The 17,499-nt window shown below is 64.6% G+C and carries 18 protein-coding genes; 14 read left to right on the forward strand and 4 right to left on the reverse strand.

Features of this window, described 5'->3' with window-relative positions:
• Window positions 1-52: 52 nt before the first annotated feature.
• Window positions 53-976, reverse strand: a complete 924-nt coding sequence (locus KUF59_RS26620) for a LysR family transcriptional regulator (protein ID WP_212459064.1) — start codon at window positions 974-976, stop codon at window positions 53-55.
• Between the two features lie 105 nt (window positions 977-1,081).
• On the opposite strand from KUF59_RS26620, the gene KUF59_RS26625 reads away from it, so the two are divergent.
• The 11 genes from KUF59_RS26625 to KUF59_RS26675 all read left to right on the forward strand — a co-directional run bounded on the left by KUF59_RS26625 (window position 1,082) and on the right by KUF59_RS26675 (window position 11,977).
• The gene (locus KUF59_RS26625; RefSeq protein ID WP_212459298.1) at window positions 1,082-1,405 is read left to right on the forward strand and encodes a Dabb family protein; all 324 of its coding nucleotides are present in this window, start codon (window positions 1,082-1,084) and stop codon (window positions 1,403-1,405) included.
• Entirely contained in the window at window positions 1,402-2,481 is a 1,080-nt protein-coding gene (locus KUF59_RS26630) for a maleylacetate reductase (RefSeq protein WP_212459065.1), read from the forward strand. Before KUF59_RS26625 ends, KUF59_RS26630 begins: the two co-directional genes overlap by 4 nt.
• Window positions 2,482-2,486: 5 nt before the next feature.
• Window positions 2,487-3,860, forward strand: coding sequence for an amidohydrolase family protein (locus tag KUF59_RS26635; protein WP_212459299.1), 1,374 nt, complete (start codon window positions 2,487-2,489; stop codon window positions 3,858-3,860).
• Window positions 3,861-3,881: 21 nt separating this feature from the next.
• Entirely contained in the window at window positions 3,882-4,814 is a 933-nt protein-coding gene (locus KUF59_RS26640; RefSeq protein WP_212459066.1) for an NAD(P)-dependent oxidoreductase, read from the forward strand.
• Window positions 4,815-4,830: 16 nt separating this feature from the next.
• Window positions 4,831-5,715: an intradiol ring-cleavage dioxygenase gene (locus KUF59_RS26645; protein WP_212459067.1), complete on the forward strand. Its 885-nt coding sequence runs from the start codon at window positions 4,831-4,833 to the stop codon at window positions 5,713-5,715.
• Between the two features lie 64 nt (window positions 5,716-5,779).
• Window positions 5,780-7,174 (forward strand): FAD-linked oxidase C-terminal domain-containing protein, encoded by a 1,395-nt coding sequence (locus tag KUF59_RS26650; RefSeq protein WP_212459300.1) that lies wholly within the window; start codon window positions 5,780-5,782, stop codon window positions 7,172-7,174.
• On the forward strand, window positions 7,171-8,694 hold the full coding sequence (locus tag KUF59_RS26655; protein WP_258767230.1) for a sugar ABC transporter ATP-binding protein: 1,524 nt from the start codon (window positions 7,171-7,173) through the stop codon (window positions 8,692-8,694). Before KUF59_RS26650 ends, KUF59_RS26655 begins: the two co-directional genes overlap by 4 nt.
• Complete coding sequence (locus tag KUF59_RS26660; RefSeq protein ID WP_212459069.1) at window positions 8,687-9,637, forward strand: ABC transporter permease; 951 nt, start codon at window positions 8,687-8,689, stop codon at window positions 9,635-9,637. Before KUF59_RS26655 ends, KUF59_RS26660 begins: the two co-directional genes overlap by 8 nt.
• The gene (locus KUF59_RS26665) at window positions 9,634-10,611 is read left to right on the forward strand and encodes an ABC transporter permease (RefSeq protein ID WP_212459070.1); all 978 of its coding nucleotides are present in this window, start codon (window positions 9,634-9,636) and stop codon (window positions 10,609-10,611) included. The genes KUF59_RS26660 and KUF59_RS26665 overlap by 4 nt, the downstream gene beginning before the upstream one ends.
• A gap of 47 nt (window positions 10,612-10,658) precedes the next feature.
• Window positions 10,659-11,630: a sugar ABC transporter substrate-binding protein gene (locus KUF59_RS26670; protein WP_212459071.1), complete on the forward strand. Its 972-nt coding sequence runs from the start codon at window positions 10,659-10,661 to the stop codon at window positions 11,628-11,630.
• A gap of 59 nt (window positions 11,631-11,689) precedes the next feature.
• On the forward strand, window positions 11,690-11,977 hold the full coding sequence (locus KUF59_RS26675) for a YciI family protein (RefSeq protein ID WP_212459072.1): 288 nt from the start codon (window positions 11,690-11,692) through the stop codon (window positions 11,975-11,977).
• 19 nt (window positions 11,978-11,996) lie between these two features.
• Here KUF59_RS26675 and KUF59_RS26680 read toward each other — a convergent pair whose 3' ends face one another.
• Window positions 11,997-12,416: a nuclear transport factor 2-like protein gene (locus KUF59_RS26680; protein WP_212459073.1), complete on the reverse strand. Its 420-nt coding sequence runs from the start codon at window positions 12,414-12,416 to the stop codon at window positions 11,997-11,999.
• A 151-nt stretch (window positions 12,417-12,567) separates the two neighbouring features.
• On the opposite strand from KUF59_RS26680, the gene KUF59_RS26685 reads away from it, so the two are divergent.
• Window positions 12,568-13,806 carry an amidohydrolase family protein gene (locus tag KUF59_RS26685; protein WP_212459074.1) on the forward strand — a complete coding sequence of 413 codons (1,239 nt, stop codon included), beginning with the start codon at window positions 12,568-12,570 and terminating at the stop codon, window positions 13,804-13,806.
• Between the two features lie 15 nt (window positions 13,807-13,821).
• On the opposite strand, the gene KUF59_RS26690 is transcribed toward KUF59_RS26685, so the two are convergent.
• Complete coding sequence (locus KUF59_RS26690; RefSeq protein WP_212459075.1) at window positions 13,822-14,742, reverse strand: DUF1932 domain-containing protein; 921 nt, start codon at window positions 14,740-14,742, stop codon at window positions 13,822-13,824.
• Between the two features lie 17 nt (window positions 14,743-14,759).
• Window positions 14,760-15,467: a TetR/AcrR family transcriptional regulator gene (locus tag KUF59_RS26695; protein WP_212459076.1), complete on the reverse strand. Its 708-nt coding sequence runs from the start codon at window positions 15,465-15,467 to the stop codon at window positions 14,760-14,762.
• A gap of 78 nt (window positions 15,468-15,545) precedes the next feature.
• Between KUF59_RS26695 and KUF59_RS26700 the strand changes: the two genes are divergently transcribed.
• Both KUF59_RS26700 and KUF59_RS26705 read left to right on the forward strand, forming a co-directional pair.
• Window positions 15,546-16,523, forward strand: a complete 978-nt coding sequence (locus KUF59_RS26700) for a Bug family tripartite tricarboxylate transporter substrate binding protein (RefSeq protein WP_212459077.1) — start codon at window positions 15,546-15,548, stop codon at window positions 16,521-16,523.
• Between the two features lie 22 nt (window positions 16,524-16,545).
• Window positions 16,546-17,331 carry an ABC transporter substrate-binding protein gene (locus tag KUF59_RS26705; RefSeq protein ID WP_249140400.1) on the forward strand — a complete coding sequence of 262 codons (786 nt, stop codon included), beginning with the start codon at window positions 16,546-16,548 and terminating at the stop codon, window positions 17,329-17,331.
• Window positions 17,332-17,499 lie beyond the last annotated feature (168 nt).

Consider the following 17,499-nt stretch of genomic DNA (forward strand, 5'->3'; position numbering starts at 1 on the left):
GAGGATGCTTCTACCAGCTATCACGTTTTGATATGTCGGCGCCTCGCTCGCGCTAATCCTTGGCCTCCATCCAGATACCCGCATCCGAATGCTCGCGGATGTGCTTGACCAAAAAGTCAGAAAACACCCTGATCTTGGCCGGCAGCCGCACGCGGTTCTGGTAGGCGATGTTCATGGTGAGCAGCGGCAGCTCCCAGTCCATCAGGATCGGGACGAGCTTGCCGGCCACGATGTCGGCCTGCACGATATAGAGCGGCTGGATCAAAATGCCGAGGCCGGCAAGCGCGGCACCGCGGATCACCTGGCCGTCATTGCTGTCGAGCGTCGGCGCGATGCGGATAGTCTGCGCCGTATTGCTCCGCCGCAGTCGCAGCGAATAGGGATCGTTGGCGAGGTTGTAGATCAGCATGTTGTGGCGCGCGAGATCGGCGGGATGCTCCGGCCGGCCGTGGCTTGCGAGATAGGACGGTGCGGCCGCCAGCACGCGGCGCATCTGGCCGATGCGGCGCACGATGATGTTGGAGTCGGGCTCCTGCTCGCGCGTGCGGATCGCGACGTCGATGCCGGCCTCGATGAAATCGGGATAGCGGTTGGCGCTGATGATCTGGACGCTGAGGTTCGGATAGAGCGCGCGGAAGGCCGGCAGCATCGGTGCGAGATAGATCATCGCAAATGACAGCGAGCTGGTGACGCGCAGCATGCCCTTCGGCGACAGCGCGCGGTCGCTGACGGCATCCTCGGCCTCGGCGAGTTCGTTGAGCAGCGTACTGCAGCGTTGCAAGAGCTCCTGCCCCGCCTCCGTCAGCCACTGCCTGCGCGTGTTGCGCTCGATCAGCCGAACCGCGAGCCGATCCTCCAGCGCGCTGAGATGCCGGCTCGCCGCCGCGTTCGACATCCGCAATATCTCGGCGGCCTTGGAGAGGCTGCCGAGTTCGGCCGTCTTGGAGAAGACTTCGAGCTGAAGAAGCCGGTCCATTTTTGCTGAAATCGGAAAAGAGACTTACGATTTTTGACCTTTATTTCCGATTTCTGCAAGGCAAAAATAGCACCAACCAAGACGGCAGGCGAGGAAATCAGGGAAATGTCAGGCCCGATCAGGCACATCGTAATGTGGCGGCTGCGTGGGGAGACGCCTGCAGAGCGCGCCGCCGCCCGGTCCAAGGTCAAAACCCTGTTCGAGGGCCTGAAGGGCCGGATCGACGGCCTCACCCATATCGAAATCGGCGTCGACGTCAGTGATGTCGATTATGCCTGCGACGTGGTCCTGTTCTCGGAGTTCCGGGATGATGCCGCGCTAAAAGCCTACGCCACTCACCCGGAACATCTTCGCGTGCGCGAGGAATTGGGCGACTTGCGGATCGGGCGCTTCCAGGTCGATTATCCCATCAAAGAGACCGGCGCATGATCGGTTCGTTCACCTTTGAAAACCTGCCCTGCCGCGTCGTGTTCGGCAGCGGAACGCTGGCTGCGGCCAAGGCCGAGGTCGAGCGCCTCGGCGGCAAGCGCGCGCTGGTGCTGACGACACCGCAGCAGGAGGCGCAAGGCAAGCAACTCGGTGCTGCGCTCGGATCGCTCTATGCCGGCATCTTTCCCGGCGCCACCATGCACACCCCGGTCGAGGTGACAGCGCAGGCGCTCGCGGCGATGCAGGCCTGCGAAGCCGACTGCGTCGTCTCGCTCGGCGGCGGTTCGACCACCGGTCTCGGCAAGGCGCTGGCCTTACGTACGGGCGTCAACCAGCTCTGCATTCCGACCACCTATGCCGGCTCGGAGATGACACCGATCGTCGGCCAGACCGAGAATGGCCTGAAGACCACAGTGCGCGACGCGGCGATATTGCCGGAAACCGTGATCTACGATGTCGACCTGACGCTGACGCTTCCCGCGGGCCTCGCTGCGACGTCCGGCATCAACGCGATCGCGCATGCAGTCGAAGCACTCTATGCCCGCGACACCAATCCCGTGACCTCGCTGATGGCGGAGGAAGGCATCCGCGCGCTCGCGCGCGCCCTGCCCGCGATTGCCGCCAGAAGCGATGACCGCGAGGCCCGCACCGAGGCGCTCTATGGCGCCTGGCTGTGCGGCGTCTGCCTCGGCACTGTCGGCATGGCCCTGCATCACAAGCTCTGCCACACGCTCGGCGGCACGTTCGATCTGCCGCATGCGGAGACCCACACCATCGTGCTGCCACACGCGCTCGCCTACAACGCAACAGCCGTGCCCGACGCGATGAAGCGGATCTCGCGCGCGATCGGTGGCGGCGATGCAGCGCAGGGTCTTTACGATCTGGCGCGGCGACTGAATGCAAAGCTGGCGCTGCGCGACATCGGCATGCCCGAGAGCGGTATCGACAAGGCGGCCGATCTTGCGGTGACCAATGCCTACTGGAATCCGCGCCCGCTCGAGCGCAACGCCATCCGCGACCTGATCGCGCGCGCCTGGGCCGGCGAGCCGCCGGTCGCGACGGGAGTTGCGGCGTGAACGGCATGCGGCGCACGCTGATCAGATTCGCAACGGTCCTGAGCATGGACGATCGCATCGGCGATCTCCGTGACGGCGATGTGCTGGTCGAAGGCGGCAAGATCGCCGACGTGCGCCCCAACATCGATCTCGGCAGCGGCGCGGCAGAGACCGAGATCGTCGACGGCCGTGGCCGCATCGTCATCCCCGGCCTGATCAACGCGCACATGCACACCTGGCAGACGGGCCTGCGCGGCTTTGCCGCGAACTGGACGCTGCTGGAATATTTTCGCCGCATGCATGCTGGGCTGGCAACCGTGTTCCGGCCCGAGGACATCCATATCGCCACCCTGGTCGGCGCGCTGAACCAGATCAATTGCGGCACCACGACGCTGGTCGACTGGTGCCACAACAATCCGACGCCTGCCCATACCGATGCCGGCGTGCGCGGTTTGATCGAGAGCGGCATCCGCGCCGCCTTCTTCCACGGCTCGCCAAAACCTGAGCCCAAGCCGGGCGAGCCGCATTTCTCGGAAGTGCCGCATCCGCGCCGCGAGGTCGAACGGCTGCTCAAGGGCCCCCTCGCCGACCGCAACGGCCTCGTCACGCTTGGGCTTGCCATTCTCGGCCCGCATTATTCGACGCTCGATGTCGCCATGCACGATTTCCGCCTGGCGCGGGAGTTGGGCCTGATCGCCTCGATGCACCAGGGCGGCGGTCCGGCGAAGACGCCCGGCGGCTGGGAGAAGCTGATCGAGGCCGGCCTGGTCGGGCCCAACGTCAATATCGTCCACGGCAACGATCTCTCCGACGACCTCCTGCAGCGCCTCGTCGATCTCGGCGTCTCGTTCTCGGTCACGCCGGAGAACGAGATGATCCAGGGCCATGGTTTTCCCATCACCGGCCGGCTCCTGAAGCGCGGCGTGCGACCGACGATCGGCGTCGACCTCGAATCCATTCTGCCCGGCGACGTCTTCTCCGCCGTACGTGTCGCGCTGTCGATGCAGCGAGCGCTAGACAATACGGAGTCGCGCAAGGTTCAAGGCACGATTCCGGAGACGACCACGATTCCTGTGCGCGAGGCGCTGCACTGGGTCACCACCGACGGCGCGCGCATGCTGGGGCGTGAGAGCGAGATCGGCTCGCTCACCCCGGGCAAGCTCGCCGACCTCGTCGTCATCAGCGCCGACGACCTCAACCTCTTTCCGGTGCACGACCCCGCCGCGACCGTGGTGATGCAGACGAGCCTTGCCAATATCGAGGCCGTGATGATCGGCGGTGTCTGGAAGAAGCGGAACGGTCGGCTGCTGATCGACGGTCTCGATCGGAAAAAGGAGTTGCTCGTGCAATCCGGCCGGCGGCTGGTGCAGGACATCGAAAAGCAGGGGCGCGCCGCCTGAGACGGCAAACGGACAAGAACAATGACAGACGCTTCCAAGAACATCGGGTGGATCGGCATCGGCAAGATGGGCTTGCCGATGTCGGCCCTCGTCGCCAAGGCCGGCTATGCCGTCACGGCGTTCGACCAGAGTGCGGCCCGGATCGCGGCCGCACAGGCACAGGGCATATCGATTGCTGGATCTGCCGCCGAAGCCGTCAGGAACCGCACGGCCGTTATCACCTCGCTGCCAGACGATGCGGCGCTGCATACGGTCATGCTCGGCGCCGGCGGCATCATTGGCGCGATGGCCCCGAACTCGGTTCTCATCGAGACCAGCACGGTGAGCGCAGAAGCCTCCGCCGAGGTCGACGCCGCCGCAAAAGCGCGCGGCATCGCCTATCTCCGTGCGCCGGTGTCCGGCAATGCTAGCATCGTGCATACGGGCGCGCTGACCTGCTTCGTCTCGGGGCCGAAGGAGGCGTTCGAGAGCGCAAAGCCCCTGTTCGCGAGTTTTACCCGCGCGCAGACCTATCTCGGCCCGGGCGAGGAAGCGCGTTACGCCAAGCTCGCGGTCAATTTGATGATCGCGGTGTCGGCGGCGATGATGGCGGAGAGCCTGGCGCTGGCGCGCAAGGGCGGCATCGGCTGGCAGGACATCTTGAAGGTGCTCGACGACAGTGCCGTCGCCTCCCCCATGGTCAAGTACAAGACCACGCCGCTCCGAGCTCGCGACTTCGAATCGACCTTCTCTTGCAAGCAGATGGCAAAGGATCTCGACCTCATCCTCGGCGCCGGCCACGCGGTCGGCGTGCCGCTCCAGCTAGCAGCGCAGGTGCGCGAGACCTATGGCGCGATCGTCGCGCAAGGCGACGGCGAGACCGACTTCATCGCCACCGTCCGCCATCTCGAAAAACTGTCCGGGCTTGGTGAGCCGAACCTTGGCGAACCCAACCTTGGCGAACCAAAGCTCTGATCAACGGAGGCACCCTTTGCGCAACTTCAACGAAAACACGATCACGGACGCCGTGCTGGAGCGGATCGAGGGCGCGACCGACCCGCGCATCAAGCAGGTGAGCGAAGCGCTGGTCCGGCACCTCCACGCCTTTGTCCGCGAGGTGCGCCCGACCCAGAAGGAGTGGGAGTTTGGCATCGACTTCCTGACCCGAACCGGCCACATGTGCGACGACAAGCGCCAGGAGTTCATCCTGCTGTCCGACACACTCGGCGTCTCCATGCTGGTCGACGCGATCAACCATCCCGTGCCGGAAGGCGCGACCGAAACGACGGTGCTCGGGCCCTTCTTCGTGCAGGCCGCGCCGGAGAAGAACAGCGGCGACGACATCTCCGGTAAGATGGAAGGCGACCCGATGCTGGTCACCGGCTCGGTCTCCACCGTCGACGGACGGCCGCTCGCGAACGCCGTGGTCGATGTCTGGCATTCCGATGATGACGGCTATTACGACGTGCAGCAGCTCGACAAGATCGGCGACCTCGCAATGCGTGCGCGGTTCCACGCCGATGCCGACGGCCGCTTCCATTTCTGGTCGATCAAGCCAGCGCCCTACCCGATTCCGCACGACGGACCGGTGGGCGACATGTTGGAGGCGCAGGGCCGGCATCCCTGGCGCCCCGCGCATGTGCATTTCATGATCTCGGCGCCCGGCTTCGAACAGCTCGTGACGCATGTGTTCGTCGCCGGCGACAAATATCTCGACTCCGACGTGGTGTTCGGCGTCAAGGACAGCCTGATCCGCGAATTCGTGCGCTGCCCGCCCGGCCGTGCGCCAGATGGTCGCACGATGGACGCAGAGTACTTCCATTTGAATTATGATTTCGGCCTGAAGCAGCTTGCGAGCAACGCGCAAGCCGCCTAGGCCGGACCAGCCGCAACGGACCAAAAGAGTCCGCCAGCATCGAGGGAGCAGACGGGGAGGAATGATGGGACCGCGGGTCAGCACAGCAGCATTGGCCGATCGCCTGACGGGGCTGATCGGTCCGCGCGCCAGCACCGCGCGCGGCGTGCTCGATCAGCACGGCCAAAGCGAGTCCTATTATCGCGCACTGCCGCCCGACATCGTCGTATTTCCTGAGACGACGGCGGAGGTCGCCGAGATCGTAAAACTGTGTGCCGGTGCAGGCACGCCCATCGTGCCGTTCGGCGCGGGCACCTCGCTCGAAGGCAATGCCGCCTCGGTCGCGGGCGGCGTTTGCTTCGATTTCGCGCGCATGAACAAGGTGCTCGCGGTACACGACAGCGACATGGACGTCGCGGTACAGCCCGGCATCACCCGCAAGCAGCTCAATGCGGAGCTGCGTAACACCGGCCTGTTCTTCCCGATTGATCCCGGCGCGGACGCCTCGATCGGCGGCATGACCTCGACCCGCGCCTCCGGAACCATGGCCGTGCGTTACGGCACCATGAAGGACAATGTCATGGCGCTGGAGGTCGTGCTGGCCGATGGCCGCGTGATCCGCACGTCCAAGCGCGCGCGCAAGTCGGCGGCGGGCTACGATCTGACCCGGCTGTTCGTCGGTGCTGAAGGCACGCTCGGAATCATCACCGAGATCACGCTCAAGCTGCATCCCGTGCCGCAGGCGATCTCGGCCGCGGTCTGCAGCTTCGACACGCTGCATAGTGCCGTCGACACCGCAATTGCGATCATCCAATCTGCCATTCCCGTCGCACGCATCGAGCTGCTCGATGACGTCATGATGCGCGGCATCAATGCCTATGCAAAGCTCGGCTACCGCGAGGCCCCCACCCTGTTCTTCGAATTCCACGGATCGGAGGGCGCCGTCGCCGAGCAGGCCGAGGCGGCGCAGGCGATTGCCGCCGACCATGACGGCCGCGGCTTTGAATGGGCCAAGGCGCAAGAGGACCGCAGCCGGCTTTGGCACGCCCGCGACAACACGCTCTATGCCGGCCTGGGCCTGCGGCCAGGCGCACGTGCCGTCATCACCGACGTCTGCGTGCCGATCTCGCGACTGGCAGAATGCCTGACCGAGACGAGGCGCGATGCGGACGAGAGCGGCTTCACCGCACCGATCGTCGGCCACGTTGGCGACGGCAATTTCCACATGCTGATCCTGGTCGATCCTGCAAATACCGACGAACTCGAAGGCGCAAAGGCACTCCAGGCCCGCATGGTCGCCCGCGCCATCGCCATGGATGGCACCTGCACTGGCGAGCACGGCATCGGCCTCGGCAAGATCGATTATCTCGCGGATGAGCTCGGAGACGCCGTCGACGTTATGCGGTCGATCAAGACGGCGCTCGATCCGAACGGCCTGATGAACCCAGGCAAGATCTTCGCCGGCGGAGCAAAAGCATGAGCGACGCACTCCCGATCGAGGTCACCTCGCCCGTGCCGCTGCTCGAGCTGCGCGGCATCAGCAAGGAGTTCCCCGGCGTCAAGGCGCTGGATGACGTGTCCTTCGCGGTCTATCCCGGCGAAGTCCACATGCTGCTCGGCGAGAACGGCGCCGGCAAGTCGAGCCTGATGAAGGTGCTATGCGGCGCCTACAGCGCCGACGCGGGCGAATTCTTCTACAAGGGCGAGAAGGTCGCCATCACATCGACCGCCGATGCTCAAAAGCTCGGCATCGCCGTGATCTTCCAGGAATTCTCCCTCGTCCCCCATCTCGACATCGCCCAAAACATCTTCCTCGGCCGCGAGCCCAAAGGCCGGATTCCCGGCACCATCGACCGCCGCAAGATTCTTACGGATGCCAAGCGCGTTCTCGACACGATCGGCTTCGAGATCGATCCCAGCGTCACCGTCGACAAGCTCGGCGTGGCGCAGCAACAGATGGTCGAGATTGCGAAAGCGATCAGCCAGAATGCTCGCATCCTGGTCATGGACGAACCCACGGCCGCCCTCTCCGACCGCGAGACCGAATTGCTGTTCGCGCTGATCGGCCGGCTGAAGGCCGACGGCGTCGCCATCGTCTACATTTCGCATCGCATGGCCGAGGTGTTTGCGCTCGGCGACCGCATCACCGTGCTGCGCGACGGCCGCCGCATCGACGGCGTGCGTCCCGCCGAAGTGACGCCCGACCAGCTCGTTCGCATGATGGTCGGCCGCAACGTCGACATGACCTATCCGCGCAATTTTGCCGACAAGCCCGGCGAGGTTTTGCTGCGGGTGAAGGGCCTCACCTCGCCCACCGGCATCTCCGACATCGAAATCGAGGTACGCCGCGGCGAGATCGTAGGCCTGTGCGGCCTGGTCGGCTCCGGCCGCAGCGAGGTCGCGCGCGCCATCTTTGGTGCCGATCCCGTCACGTCAGGCGAGATCATTTTCGACGGCAAGACGATTTCCGGCGAGCCTGACATTGCGGCCCGCCGCGGCATCGCGCTGATCCCCGAGAGCCGCAAGAGCGAGGGCCTCGCGCTGCTGCGCTCGGTCAGCGACAATCTGGTGGTCTCGGCGCTTCGAAAGCTGTTCCCGAGCGGATTGTTCGATCAACGCCGGGCTCTGCGGACCGCCGACGGCCTGATCCGGCAGCTTCGCATCGCCACCCCCGGCGCGCGCCAGACCGTCGGACTGCTCTCCGGCGGCAATCAGCAGAAGGTCGTGATCGGCAAGTGGCTGGCGGCCGGCGCAAAGCTCTTCATCTTCGACGAGCCGACACGCGGCATCGACATCGGCGCCAAGTCCGAGATTTTTGCCCTAATCGACCGTCTGGTCGCCGAAGGCGCCGCGGCGCTGATGATCTCGTCCGAGCAGGTCGAGATCTGCCATGTCTGCGACCGCGCCTATGTGATGCGCGAGGGACGCATCGCCGGGCATTTGTCACGCAGCGAATTGACCGAGGAGAACATCGTGCGACTGGGGATGCACCATGCGTGAGGCCGCCGTCATTTCGCAATCCAATCCGCTGCAGCGCATCCCCGGCGTCGCCATGGTGCTGGTACTGCTGATCGCGCTGTTCGGCGCCATCGCGCCGGGCTTCCTGTCCGTTGCCAACCTCTCTAATGTGCTGGTGCAGTCGACCATCCTGACCATGCTGGCGCTGCCAATGACGCTCATCATCATGACCGAGGGCCTCGACCTCTCGATGGGCGCGGTGCTGACGCTGACCTCGCTCTGCGTCGCCATCGTTTCGCTCGCGACCAAATCGATGCTGCTCGGCTTAGGTGCCGCCGTGCTCGTGGGTGCCGCCTTCGGAACCGTCAACGGCTGGCTGGTCGCAATCGTCGGCATTCCGCCGTTCGTGGCAACGCTGGGCACGCTCGGCATGGCGCAGGGACTGTCGCTGATTGTCAGCGACGGCCAGAGCGTGGTCGGCATCCCCCACTCCGTCCGCGACATCTATTCGGCGACATTGCTTGGCGTGCCCGTCCCGATCGTGATGGCGCTCGTCACCTATGCTGCGTTTCACGGCTTGCTCTACCACACCCGCTTTGGCACCTATATTTTTGCACTCGGCGGTAACCGCGAGGCGCTGAAATATGCTGGCCTCTCGCCCAACCGGCTGTTGATCGCGGTCTATGCGATTGGCGGTACCATGGCCGGCATCGCGGGCCTCTTGATGACCGCACGCATGAACTCGGGCCATCCGACCGCCGGCCTCGGCCTCGAATTTGATGCCATCGCGGCGGTCGCGGTCGGCGGCACCTCGTTCGAGCGCGGCAATGGCTGGTTGCTCGGTACCCTCCTCGGCGTGATCGCCGTCGGCGTGCTGCGCAACGGCCTCAACCTGATCTCGCTGCCATCCTCGGTGCAGGTCGCAAGCGTCGGCGTGCTCGTCATCGTCGCCCTGTTCCTCGATGGCCTCCGGAGCCGGTCATGACCGACATCACCAAAGAGGCGCTCTCGCCGCCCCGCTCCTTCCTGTCGCAGGACGCGATTCAGCTGTTCTACCGGCTGCTCGCGGCACTGCTGATCTGCGCCACGCTGTCATTCCTGACGGACTCGTTCCTCAGCCTCGGCAACATCCTCAACGTCCTGAGACAGGCGAGCCTGACCTTCTTCATCGCCTCGGGCCTGACGCTGGTGGTGCTGACCGCCGGCCTCGACCTCTCGGTCGGCGCCAACGTTGCGCTGTCGGCCTGCCTTGCTGGCACGGTGATCCACCATACCGGCTCGCCGATGCTCGGCATTTTGACGGGCCTCGCCTGTGGCGGCACCGTCGGTCTGCTCAACGGCATCATGGTCACCGCGCTGCGGATCCCCTCCTTCATCGCTACCTATGGCATGCTCTGGGTGCTGAACGGACTCAGCTATTGGTACATGGCGGGCGAAACCATTCACGGTTTCCCCGCGGGCTTCCGCCAGATCGGCAGCGGCTATCTGTTCGGCCTGCCGATCCCGGTCTACCTGCTGCTGATCTTCCTCGCGATCGGCACACTGTTCGCGCAGCGCACGATCTGGGGCCAGGAGATCTACGCGATCGGCGCCAACCCGGTGGCGGCGCGGCTGTCGGGCATTCCCGTCGTACGACGCCTGCTGCTGGTCTATGCCGTCTCCGGCACGATGGCGGGCCTCGCCTCGATCATCTTCCTGTCGCGGCTGAATTCCGCGGAAGCTGATATCGGCGAGAGCCTGACGCTGCCGGCGATTGCCGCCGTCCTGATCGGCGGCACCTCGCTGTTCGGCGGCGTCGGCACGGTGTTCGGCACTTTCATCGGCGCGCTGATCCTGACACTGGTGCTCAACGGCATGAACCTGCTGTCGGTCAGCGCCAACTGGCAGCCGCTCGTCACCGGCGTCATCGTCATTCTCGCCGTCTGGCTCGACATGAAGACCCGCCGCCGCGCGCAATGAGTTCGTCTGAAGCAATCCAACAAACCAAAATGAGGGATGGAGACCACATGAGACAGAGACTGGGCTATTTTGCATTGCCGCTCCTGATGGCGGCATTCACGACGCAGGCGTGCGCCGACGGCGAGACCATTGCCGTCTTCACCAAGAACCAGACCAACCCGTTCTTCCAGACGGTGCGCGTCGGTGCCGACAACATGGCCAAGACGCTGAACGCGAAGACGCTGCAGTATATCCCGACCAAGCCTGACTCCATCCCTGAGCAGCTCAGCCAGATCGAAGACGTCGTGGTGAAGAAGCCCAGCGCGATCGTCTTCACGCCGGTCGACTACAAGGCGATGGTGCCGGGGGTCGAGAAGATCAACGACGCCAAAATTCCCGTCATCAACATCACCGACCGGTCGGCCGGCGGCAAGTTCCTCTCGTTCATCGGCGCCGACGATTACAGCCTCGGTCTCGAGACCGGCCGCTTCCTGCTCAAGACGTTGGGCGGCAAGGGCAACATCGTGATCATCGAAGGCGTCAAGGGCTCCTTGACCAATGTCGACCGCGTCCGCGGCTTCAACGATGCGCTGAAGGAGACCCCCGGCGCAAAACTGCTGGCTTCGCAGCCCGGCAACTATCAGCGTCTCCAGGCGCTCCAGGTGATGGAGAACCTGATGCAGTCGAACTCGCAGATCGACGGCGTGCTCGCCGCCAACGACGCCATGGCGGTCGGTGCGATCGAGGCGCTCGACGGTGCTAACCGCAAGGCCCAGGTGATCGGCATCAACGGCACCAAGGAAGCCATCGACGCCATCAAGTCGGGCAAGCTGCTTGCGAGCGGCGACTATAATGGTTTTGCGCAGGGCTGCCTCGGCACCATGATGGCGATCCGCTCGCTGCGCAACGAGCCCGTGATCTCCGAGATCGTGCTGAAGCCGACCGTCATCACCAAGGACAATTACAAGCCGTTCGACGTGCCGCTGGAGCAGCGGACCTGCCCGACCTGGGACGAAGCCAGCAAGCTCGGCGGCAAGTAAGCCCACTCGATAAACGGGACGGCCGTGCGCGGCCGTCCCAAATTCAATGCGGAGACATCATGCTGTTTGCCATCCACGCCCTCGACAGATCAGGCGCTTTGCCGACCCGCCTCGCCCATTACGACGCGCACAAGGCGTTCCTGAGCGACACCTCGCGCTTCGGCGTCAAGATCGTGATGTCCGGTCCGCTGGTGTCCGACGACGGAGAGAAAATGATCGGCAGCCTGTTCCTGATCGAGGCGCCCGGACGGGCCGAGGTCGAAGCCTTCAACCGCGCCGATCCGTTTGCCGCGGCCGGCATCTGGGAGAAAGTCACGATATCAGGCTTCCTGCGCCGGCAGGGATGAGGTGTTCGTCTGGCGCCGGCTAGGCGTCGATGCCGCGCTGGACCAGAATGCGTTCGGCGCTGTCGTTCCAGACGTCCATCTTCACGATCTGCCCGCCCTTCACGACGAAGCGATCGACATATCGGTTGCCTTCGAAGGTCGTGCCATCCTTCCATTCGCCGTAGAGCGTCCCGATGCTGTAGACGACGGTCTCGTCCTGGCCCGGGCAAACGTCGAAGCGATCCATCTTCTTCTTGACCCAGCGGTACCGCTTGGCGTTGAAGCCGGTCGGCCCGCGGGGATGGTCGAACTCGCGCCCGCCCGTAAACGTGATCACGGTACCCGGCGCCATGTAGACCGCAGCGGCGTCGGGGTCAGGGATCATTGAGGCCGTAAGATAGGCTTCCACGATCTCGGCATCGGATTGCGGCTTGGCTTCGACTTTTGCGGTGGCTGACATGTGCGGGTTTCTCCGGGAACGGCCAAATTCTACAAAGCCGCCCTCTGGATTGCATGCATATTTTCGAACAATTTGATGGCACAAGTGCATACATTCTGGAGCTGCCTGGAAACACTCCTTCCGCTAACCTGCCTCACCTGAACCTGACACCATGATCGCCCGCACCGCCTTCGACCTGATCGTGCGCAACGCCATGTTGCGATCATCCGCCGTAACAGTCGATATCGGCGTGGCTGGCGGCCGGATTGCCGCGATCGAGCCACATCTTGCCTGCGAGGCGTTGGAGGTCGACGCCGGCGGCAGGCTCGCCCTGCCCGGCTTCGTCGACACCCACATCCATCTCGACAAGGCCTGCCTGCTCAGCCGCTGCGGCCATGATCATGGCAGTCTCGGTGACGCCATTCGCGCCGTCTCGGCTATGAAGCGGGAGTTTACCGTCGAGGACGTCTACGCGCGCGGCGCCAAGGTGATCGAGCGCGCGATCGTCCACGGCACAACGCGCATGCGGACCCATGTCGAGATCGACCCGCGCATCGGGCTACGCGGCTTCGAGGCGGTGAAGGCGCTGAAGCGCGACTACGCCTGGGCGCTCGACCTCTCACTCTGCGTCTTTCCGCAGGAAGGCCTGACCAACGATCCCGGCAGCGAGGAACTGCTGGTGCAGGCGCTGCGCGACGGCGGCGAGGTGATCGGCGGCTGTCCCTATACGGACACCGACCCCAACGCCCATCTCGAACGCATCTTCAATCTCGCGCAGGAATTCGACGTCGACGTCGATCTCCATCTCGACTTCGACCTCGATCCGTCCTGGTGGCACCTGGAAGAGGTCTGCCGGCAGACCGAGCGGCGCAACTATCAGAGGCGCGTCGCGATCGGTCATGCCACAAAGCTCTCGGCGCTGCCGCCCGCGCGCCTGAAGGCGGCCACGGGACGGCTGGCGAAATCCGGCGTCGCCGTCACCGTGCTGCCGGCGACGGATCTCTATCTGATGGGGCGCGACGCCACCCACAATGCGCCGCGCGGGCTGACGCTCGCCCACAAGCTCGTTGCAGACGGCGTCTTGTGCTCGGTTGCCACCAACAACGTGCTCAACCCCTTCACGCCCTTCGGCGATGCGTCCTTGCTGCGCATGGCGAATTTTTACGCCAATGTCGCTCACGTTGCCGTTGGCGATTTCGACACCTGCCTCGACCTCGTCACCGACCTGCCGGCGCGGCTGATGAATCTGAGGGATTACGGCATTGCCGTCGGCAACCCGGCCGATCTTGTCGTGCTCGATACCGCCGACAGCCGAAACGCGATCGCGGAGTTACCGGACGTTCTGATGGGCTTCAAGAATGGCCGGCAGGTGTTCGAGCGGCACCGACCGGTGCTGTTTTCACCGGCTTGAAGAAGCCGCGCGTCATCACCCCTCGCGCTTGATTTTTGTCAGGATCCGATCAGCTTCGGTGCGCCAATTCGCGCTGCGGGCAAATTCCTTGGTGCCTTTCGTGCCGAACAGCCCTTCGTCCGCGAGATCGGCCATCCAGGCCTGGCGTTCGGCGGTGCCTTGCGCCGACCATGGCGTGAGGCCGGCTTCGCGCACGGTCTCGGCGACTTCGCGTACCTCTTCGCTCCGGCGGCGGCCGTGCTCGATCACGCGCTGGAAGAAATAAGCGCCCTGCTTCTCCCAGTCGATGCCGGGGAACGTCTCCGCGAGCGAGGCCAGCACCGCATCCTCGACGCCATAGGCGCGCGCGGTGGTAAAGCTCTCGATGACCATGGCCTCCATGCCCTTGATCATGATGCTGCGGCACATCTTCACCGCCGAGGATACGCCGAGCTGATCGCTCGCGACCTTGGCCGCAAAGCCGATGGCGTTGAGCAGCGGCGCGAGCTCGCGCGCGCCGGGGCCGCCGAGCAACAGCGGCACCTTGATGCGATAAGGCGGTACCGAGGTCATCACGGCGCCTTCGACGTAACGCCCGCCGGCATCGTCGATCAGCGCCGCGGCGCGCTGCTTGGCGCCGGGCGATGCCGAGTTGAAGTCGAGAAACCACGTGCCCTGGTTGATCGCGGCCGCGCAGGCCTTTGCCACCGGCACAGCCTGGCTTGCAGTCACGGCTGAAACGACGAAGTCGGACTTTGCAGTGAGATCGGCATGCGAGGTGGCCAGCACCACGCCGAATTTTGCGGCGTGATCGCGCAGCGGTGCGGCCTGCTCGCCATCGAGCTTGATGTCGTAGGCGGCGACCTTGATGTCCTGCTGACGCAAATCCTCAGCGAGAATGCGGCCGACTTCGCCATAGCCGACGAGACCTATCTGCCATCGTTTGGGATCGGACATTCTTTGTCTTCTGGTTGTCAGGTTTTGATGCTTGCCGCGCGCTTCGGGGCCGGCTCGGCCTGGTCCACCGCCCGCGCCTGGAGTGAGGCGACGGTCGCCTGCACCAATTGCTCGATCGCGATCGCCGCATCGCCGCCGTCGGTCTCGCCCCGCGCCAGGCGCGTCACGCGCTCCGGCGTCACCAGCGAATAATAGAGCGCGCCGAGCAGGAAATGGCTGCGCCAGACGATATCGGTGCGCGGGATATGCGGCAGGCTGTCATGGATCGCATCGATGAAGGCGTGGCTGGTGTCGTCAAAGGTCTGCGCGATGATGCGACGCGCGACCTCGTTGCCTTCCGCCGACATCACGGCCCGCAGCCGCGAGAAGCGCGCGCCGCCGCCGGCGAGATCGCTGCCCGAGGTGAAGGCCGGCACCACGTAGGCGCGCACGATCGCCTCGAGCCGGTCCTGCAGATCGCGCACCCGCTTGGCAGCCTCTAACAGCTCGGAGCGGCGAAGATTCATCGGACCGCAGTGCCGGCGATAGATCTCCAGCAGCAGGCCGTCCTTGGTCTTGAAGTGGTAGGTCACGCTGCCGGGATTGGCGCCGGCGGCCTGCGCGATGTCACGAACGGAAACAGCATTGAAACCGTTGGTCGCAAACAGCTCCTCCGCCGCGGCGAGAATCGCCTCGCGCATATTGGGCTTGCGCGCCGGTTCTTTGCTGGTGGGCTTGCGGACCATGTGATTTGTACTATCGTACAAATGAACAAGTTTCGTCAACAAGAAGACGGCGCGCGGACGCCGATGGGAGTGCTGGAAATGCCGGGTTTGAAGACAGGAATCGGTCGGCTCGCGGTTGCGGCAGCCATGCTGCTGACCAGTGCCGCAGCGCAGGCCGAAAGCTTCCCGAGCAAGCCGGTCCACATCCTCGTTCCCTATGCGGCGGGCGGTGCGGTCGACGTGCTGGCCCGTACGCTCGGTGCCGCACTTGCCAAGAGCTGGGGCCAGCAGCCCGTGATCGACAACCGTCCCGGCGCCGGCGGCATCATCGCTTCGCAGGCGCTGACGCAGGCCGCGCCCGACGGCTACACGCTGATCCTGGTCGCGAGCGGCCATCCGCTCAACCAGTTCATCTATCCGAGCGTGCCCTACGACACGTTCAAGGATTTCACCGCAATCACCGAGGTAGCCTCGTCGCCGCTTGCGATCGTGGTGCAGAAGGACAGTCCGTACAAGACGCTGCAGGACCTGTTGGCCGCGGCGAAGAAGGATCCGGACAAGCTCTCCTATGGCATGTCCGGCAACGGCACGTCGGCACATCTGGCCGGCGAGCTCCTGAAACACATGGCCGGCGTCAAGATCGTCTCGATCCCCTACAAGGGCGGCGCACCGGCGCTGACTGCCGTGATCGCAGGCGAGATACCGCTGAGCATCAATCCGCTTGCGGAGGCGATCGGCCAGCTCGAAGGCGGCCCGGTGCGCGCGCTCGCGGTGACCTCGGCGCAGCGTGCAAAAGCGCTGCCGAACGTCCCAACCGTCGCGGAATCAGGCGTGCCCGGCTACGACGTCTCGGTCTGGTGGGGTTTTCTCGGACCGGCAAGGATGCCGCCGGAGATCGTGGCGAAGCTCGAGGCCGACCTGAAGACGGCGCTGACCGATCCGACCGTGATCTCGACGCTCGACAAGATCGGTGCCACGCCGCTCGGCTCGTCCTCGAAGGACTTTGACGCCTATATGCGTGCCGAAGCGACCAAATGGGAGCCGGTGCTGAAGGCCGCCAACATCCGCGCGCAATAGCGCCGCGATTGGAGCCATGACCATGCTCATCTCCACCCTCGCGCGGGTCATCGTCGCGCTCGCTTTGCTCAGTGCACCCGCGCTCGCCGATGGCGAAAAAAAGCAGGTGCTTGCGCCCAGCGGCTCCTTGCGCGTCGGCATCTATCCGGGCAGTCCGACCTCGATGGTGACAGATGCCGCCGGCAAGCCGCACGGCCTGAGCTACGATCTCGGCGGCGAGCTTGCAAAACAGCTCGGCGTGTCCGTGGACTATGTCCGGTTTCAGCGTGTCGCCGACATCGTCACCGCGATCAAGAACGGCGAGGTCGATTTCACCGTCACCAACGCGACGCCTGCCCGCGCCAACGACGTCAGCTTCAGCCAGCCCGTGCTGTCGATCGAGCTCGGCTTTCTGGTGCCGGCCAACTCGACCATCGCCAAGGCCGACGAGATCGACCGTGCCGGCGTGCGGATCGGCGTCACCAAGGGCTCGACCTCGGAGCGCACGCTGCCGCAGACGTACAAGAACGCGACCATCGTTCCTGCCGAGAGCGTGAAGGCGGTGATCGAGATGTTCTCGCGCGGCGAGATCGATCTCTACGCCACCAACAAGCCGACGCTGTTCGAGATGTCCGACCAGATGCCGGGCGCGCGAATCCTGGACGGCAATTGGGGTCTGGAGCACATGGCCGTCGCCATTCCCAAGGGGCGCGAGAACGCCCTGCCCTTCGTCAACCATTTCGTGCAGGAGGCGAAGGCCGGCGGCACGCTGGACACGATCCAGCAGCAGGCGGGCCTGCGGGGCGCCGTCAAGGCGACGGGCAACTAAAGCCCCAGGGAAATCAAGGGTGGGGCCCGGAATTTCCGTGACCGTCCAACAAAGCGTCGAAACAACCCCATGCACAGTAGCCGTTGACGGCCGGCGCGAAGACCTTCGGCTTTTACGAAATCATTTGACACGTCGGGCAAATCGGGGGTATATTACTATCCTCGCACA

Origin of the sequence: Bradyrhizobium arachidis, assembly GCF_024758505.1 — a bacterium.
Lineage (GTDB): Bacteria > Pseudomonadota > Alphaproteobacteria > Rhizobiales > Xanthobacteraceae > Bradyrhizobium > Bradyrhizobium manausense_C.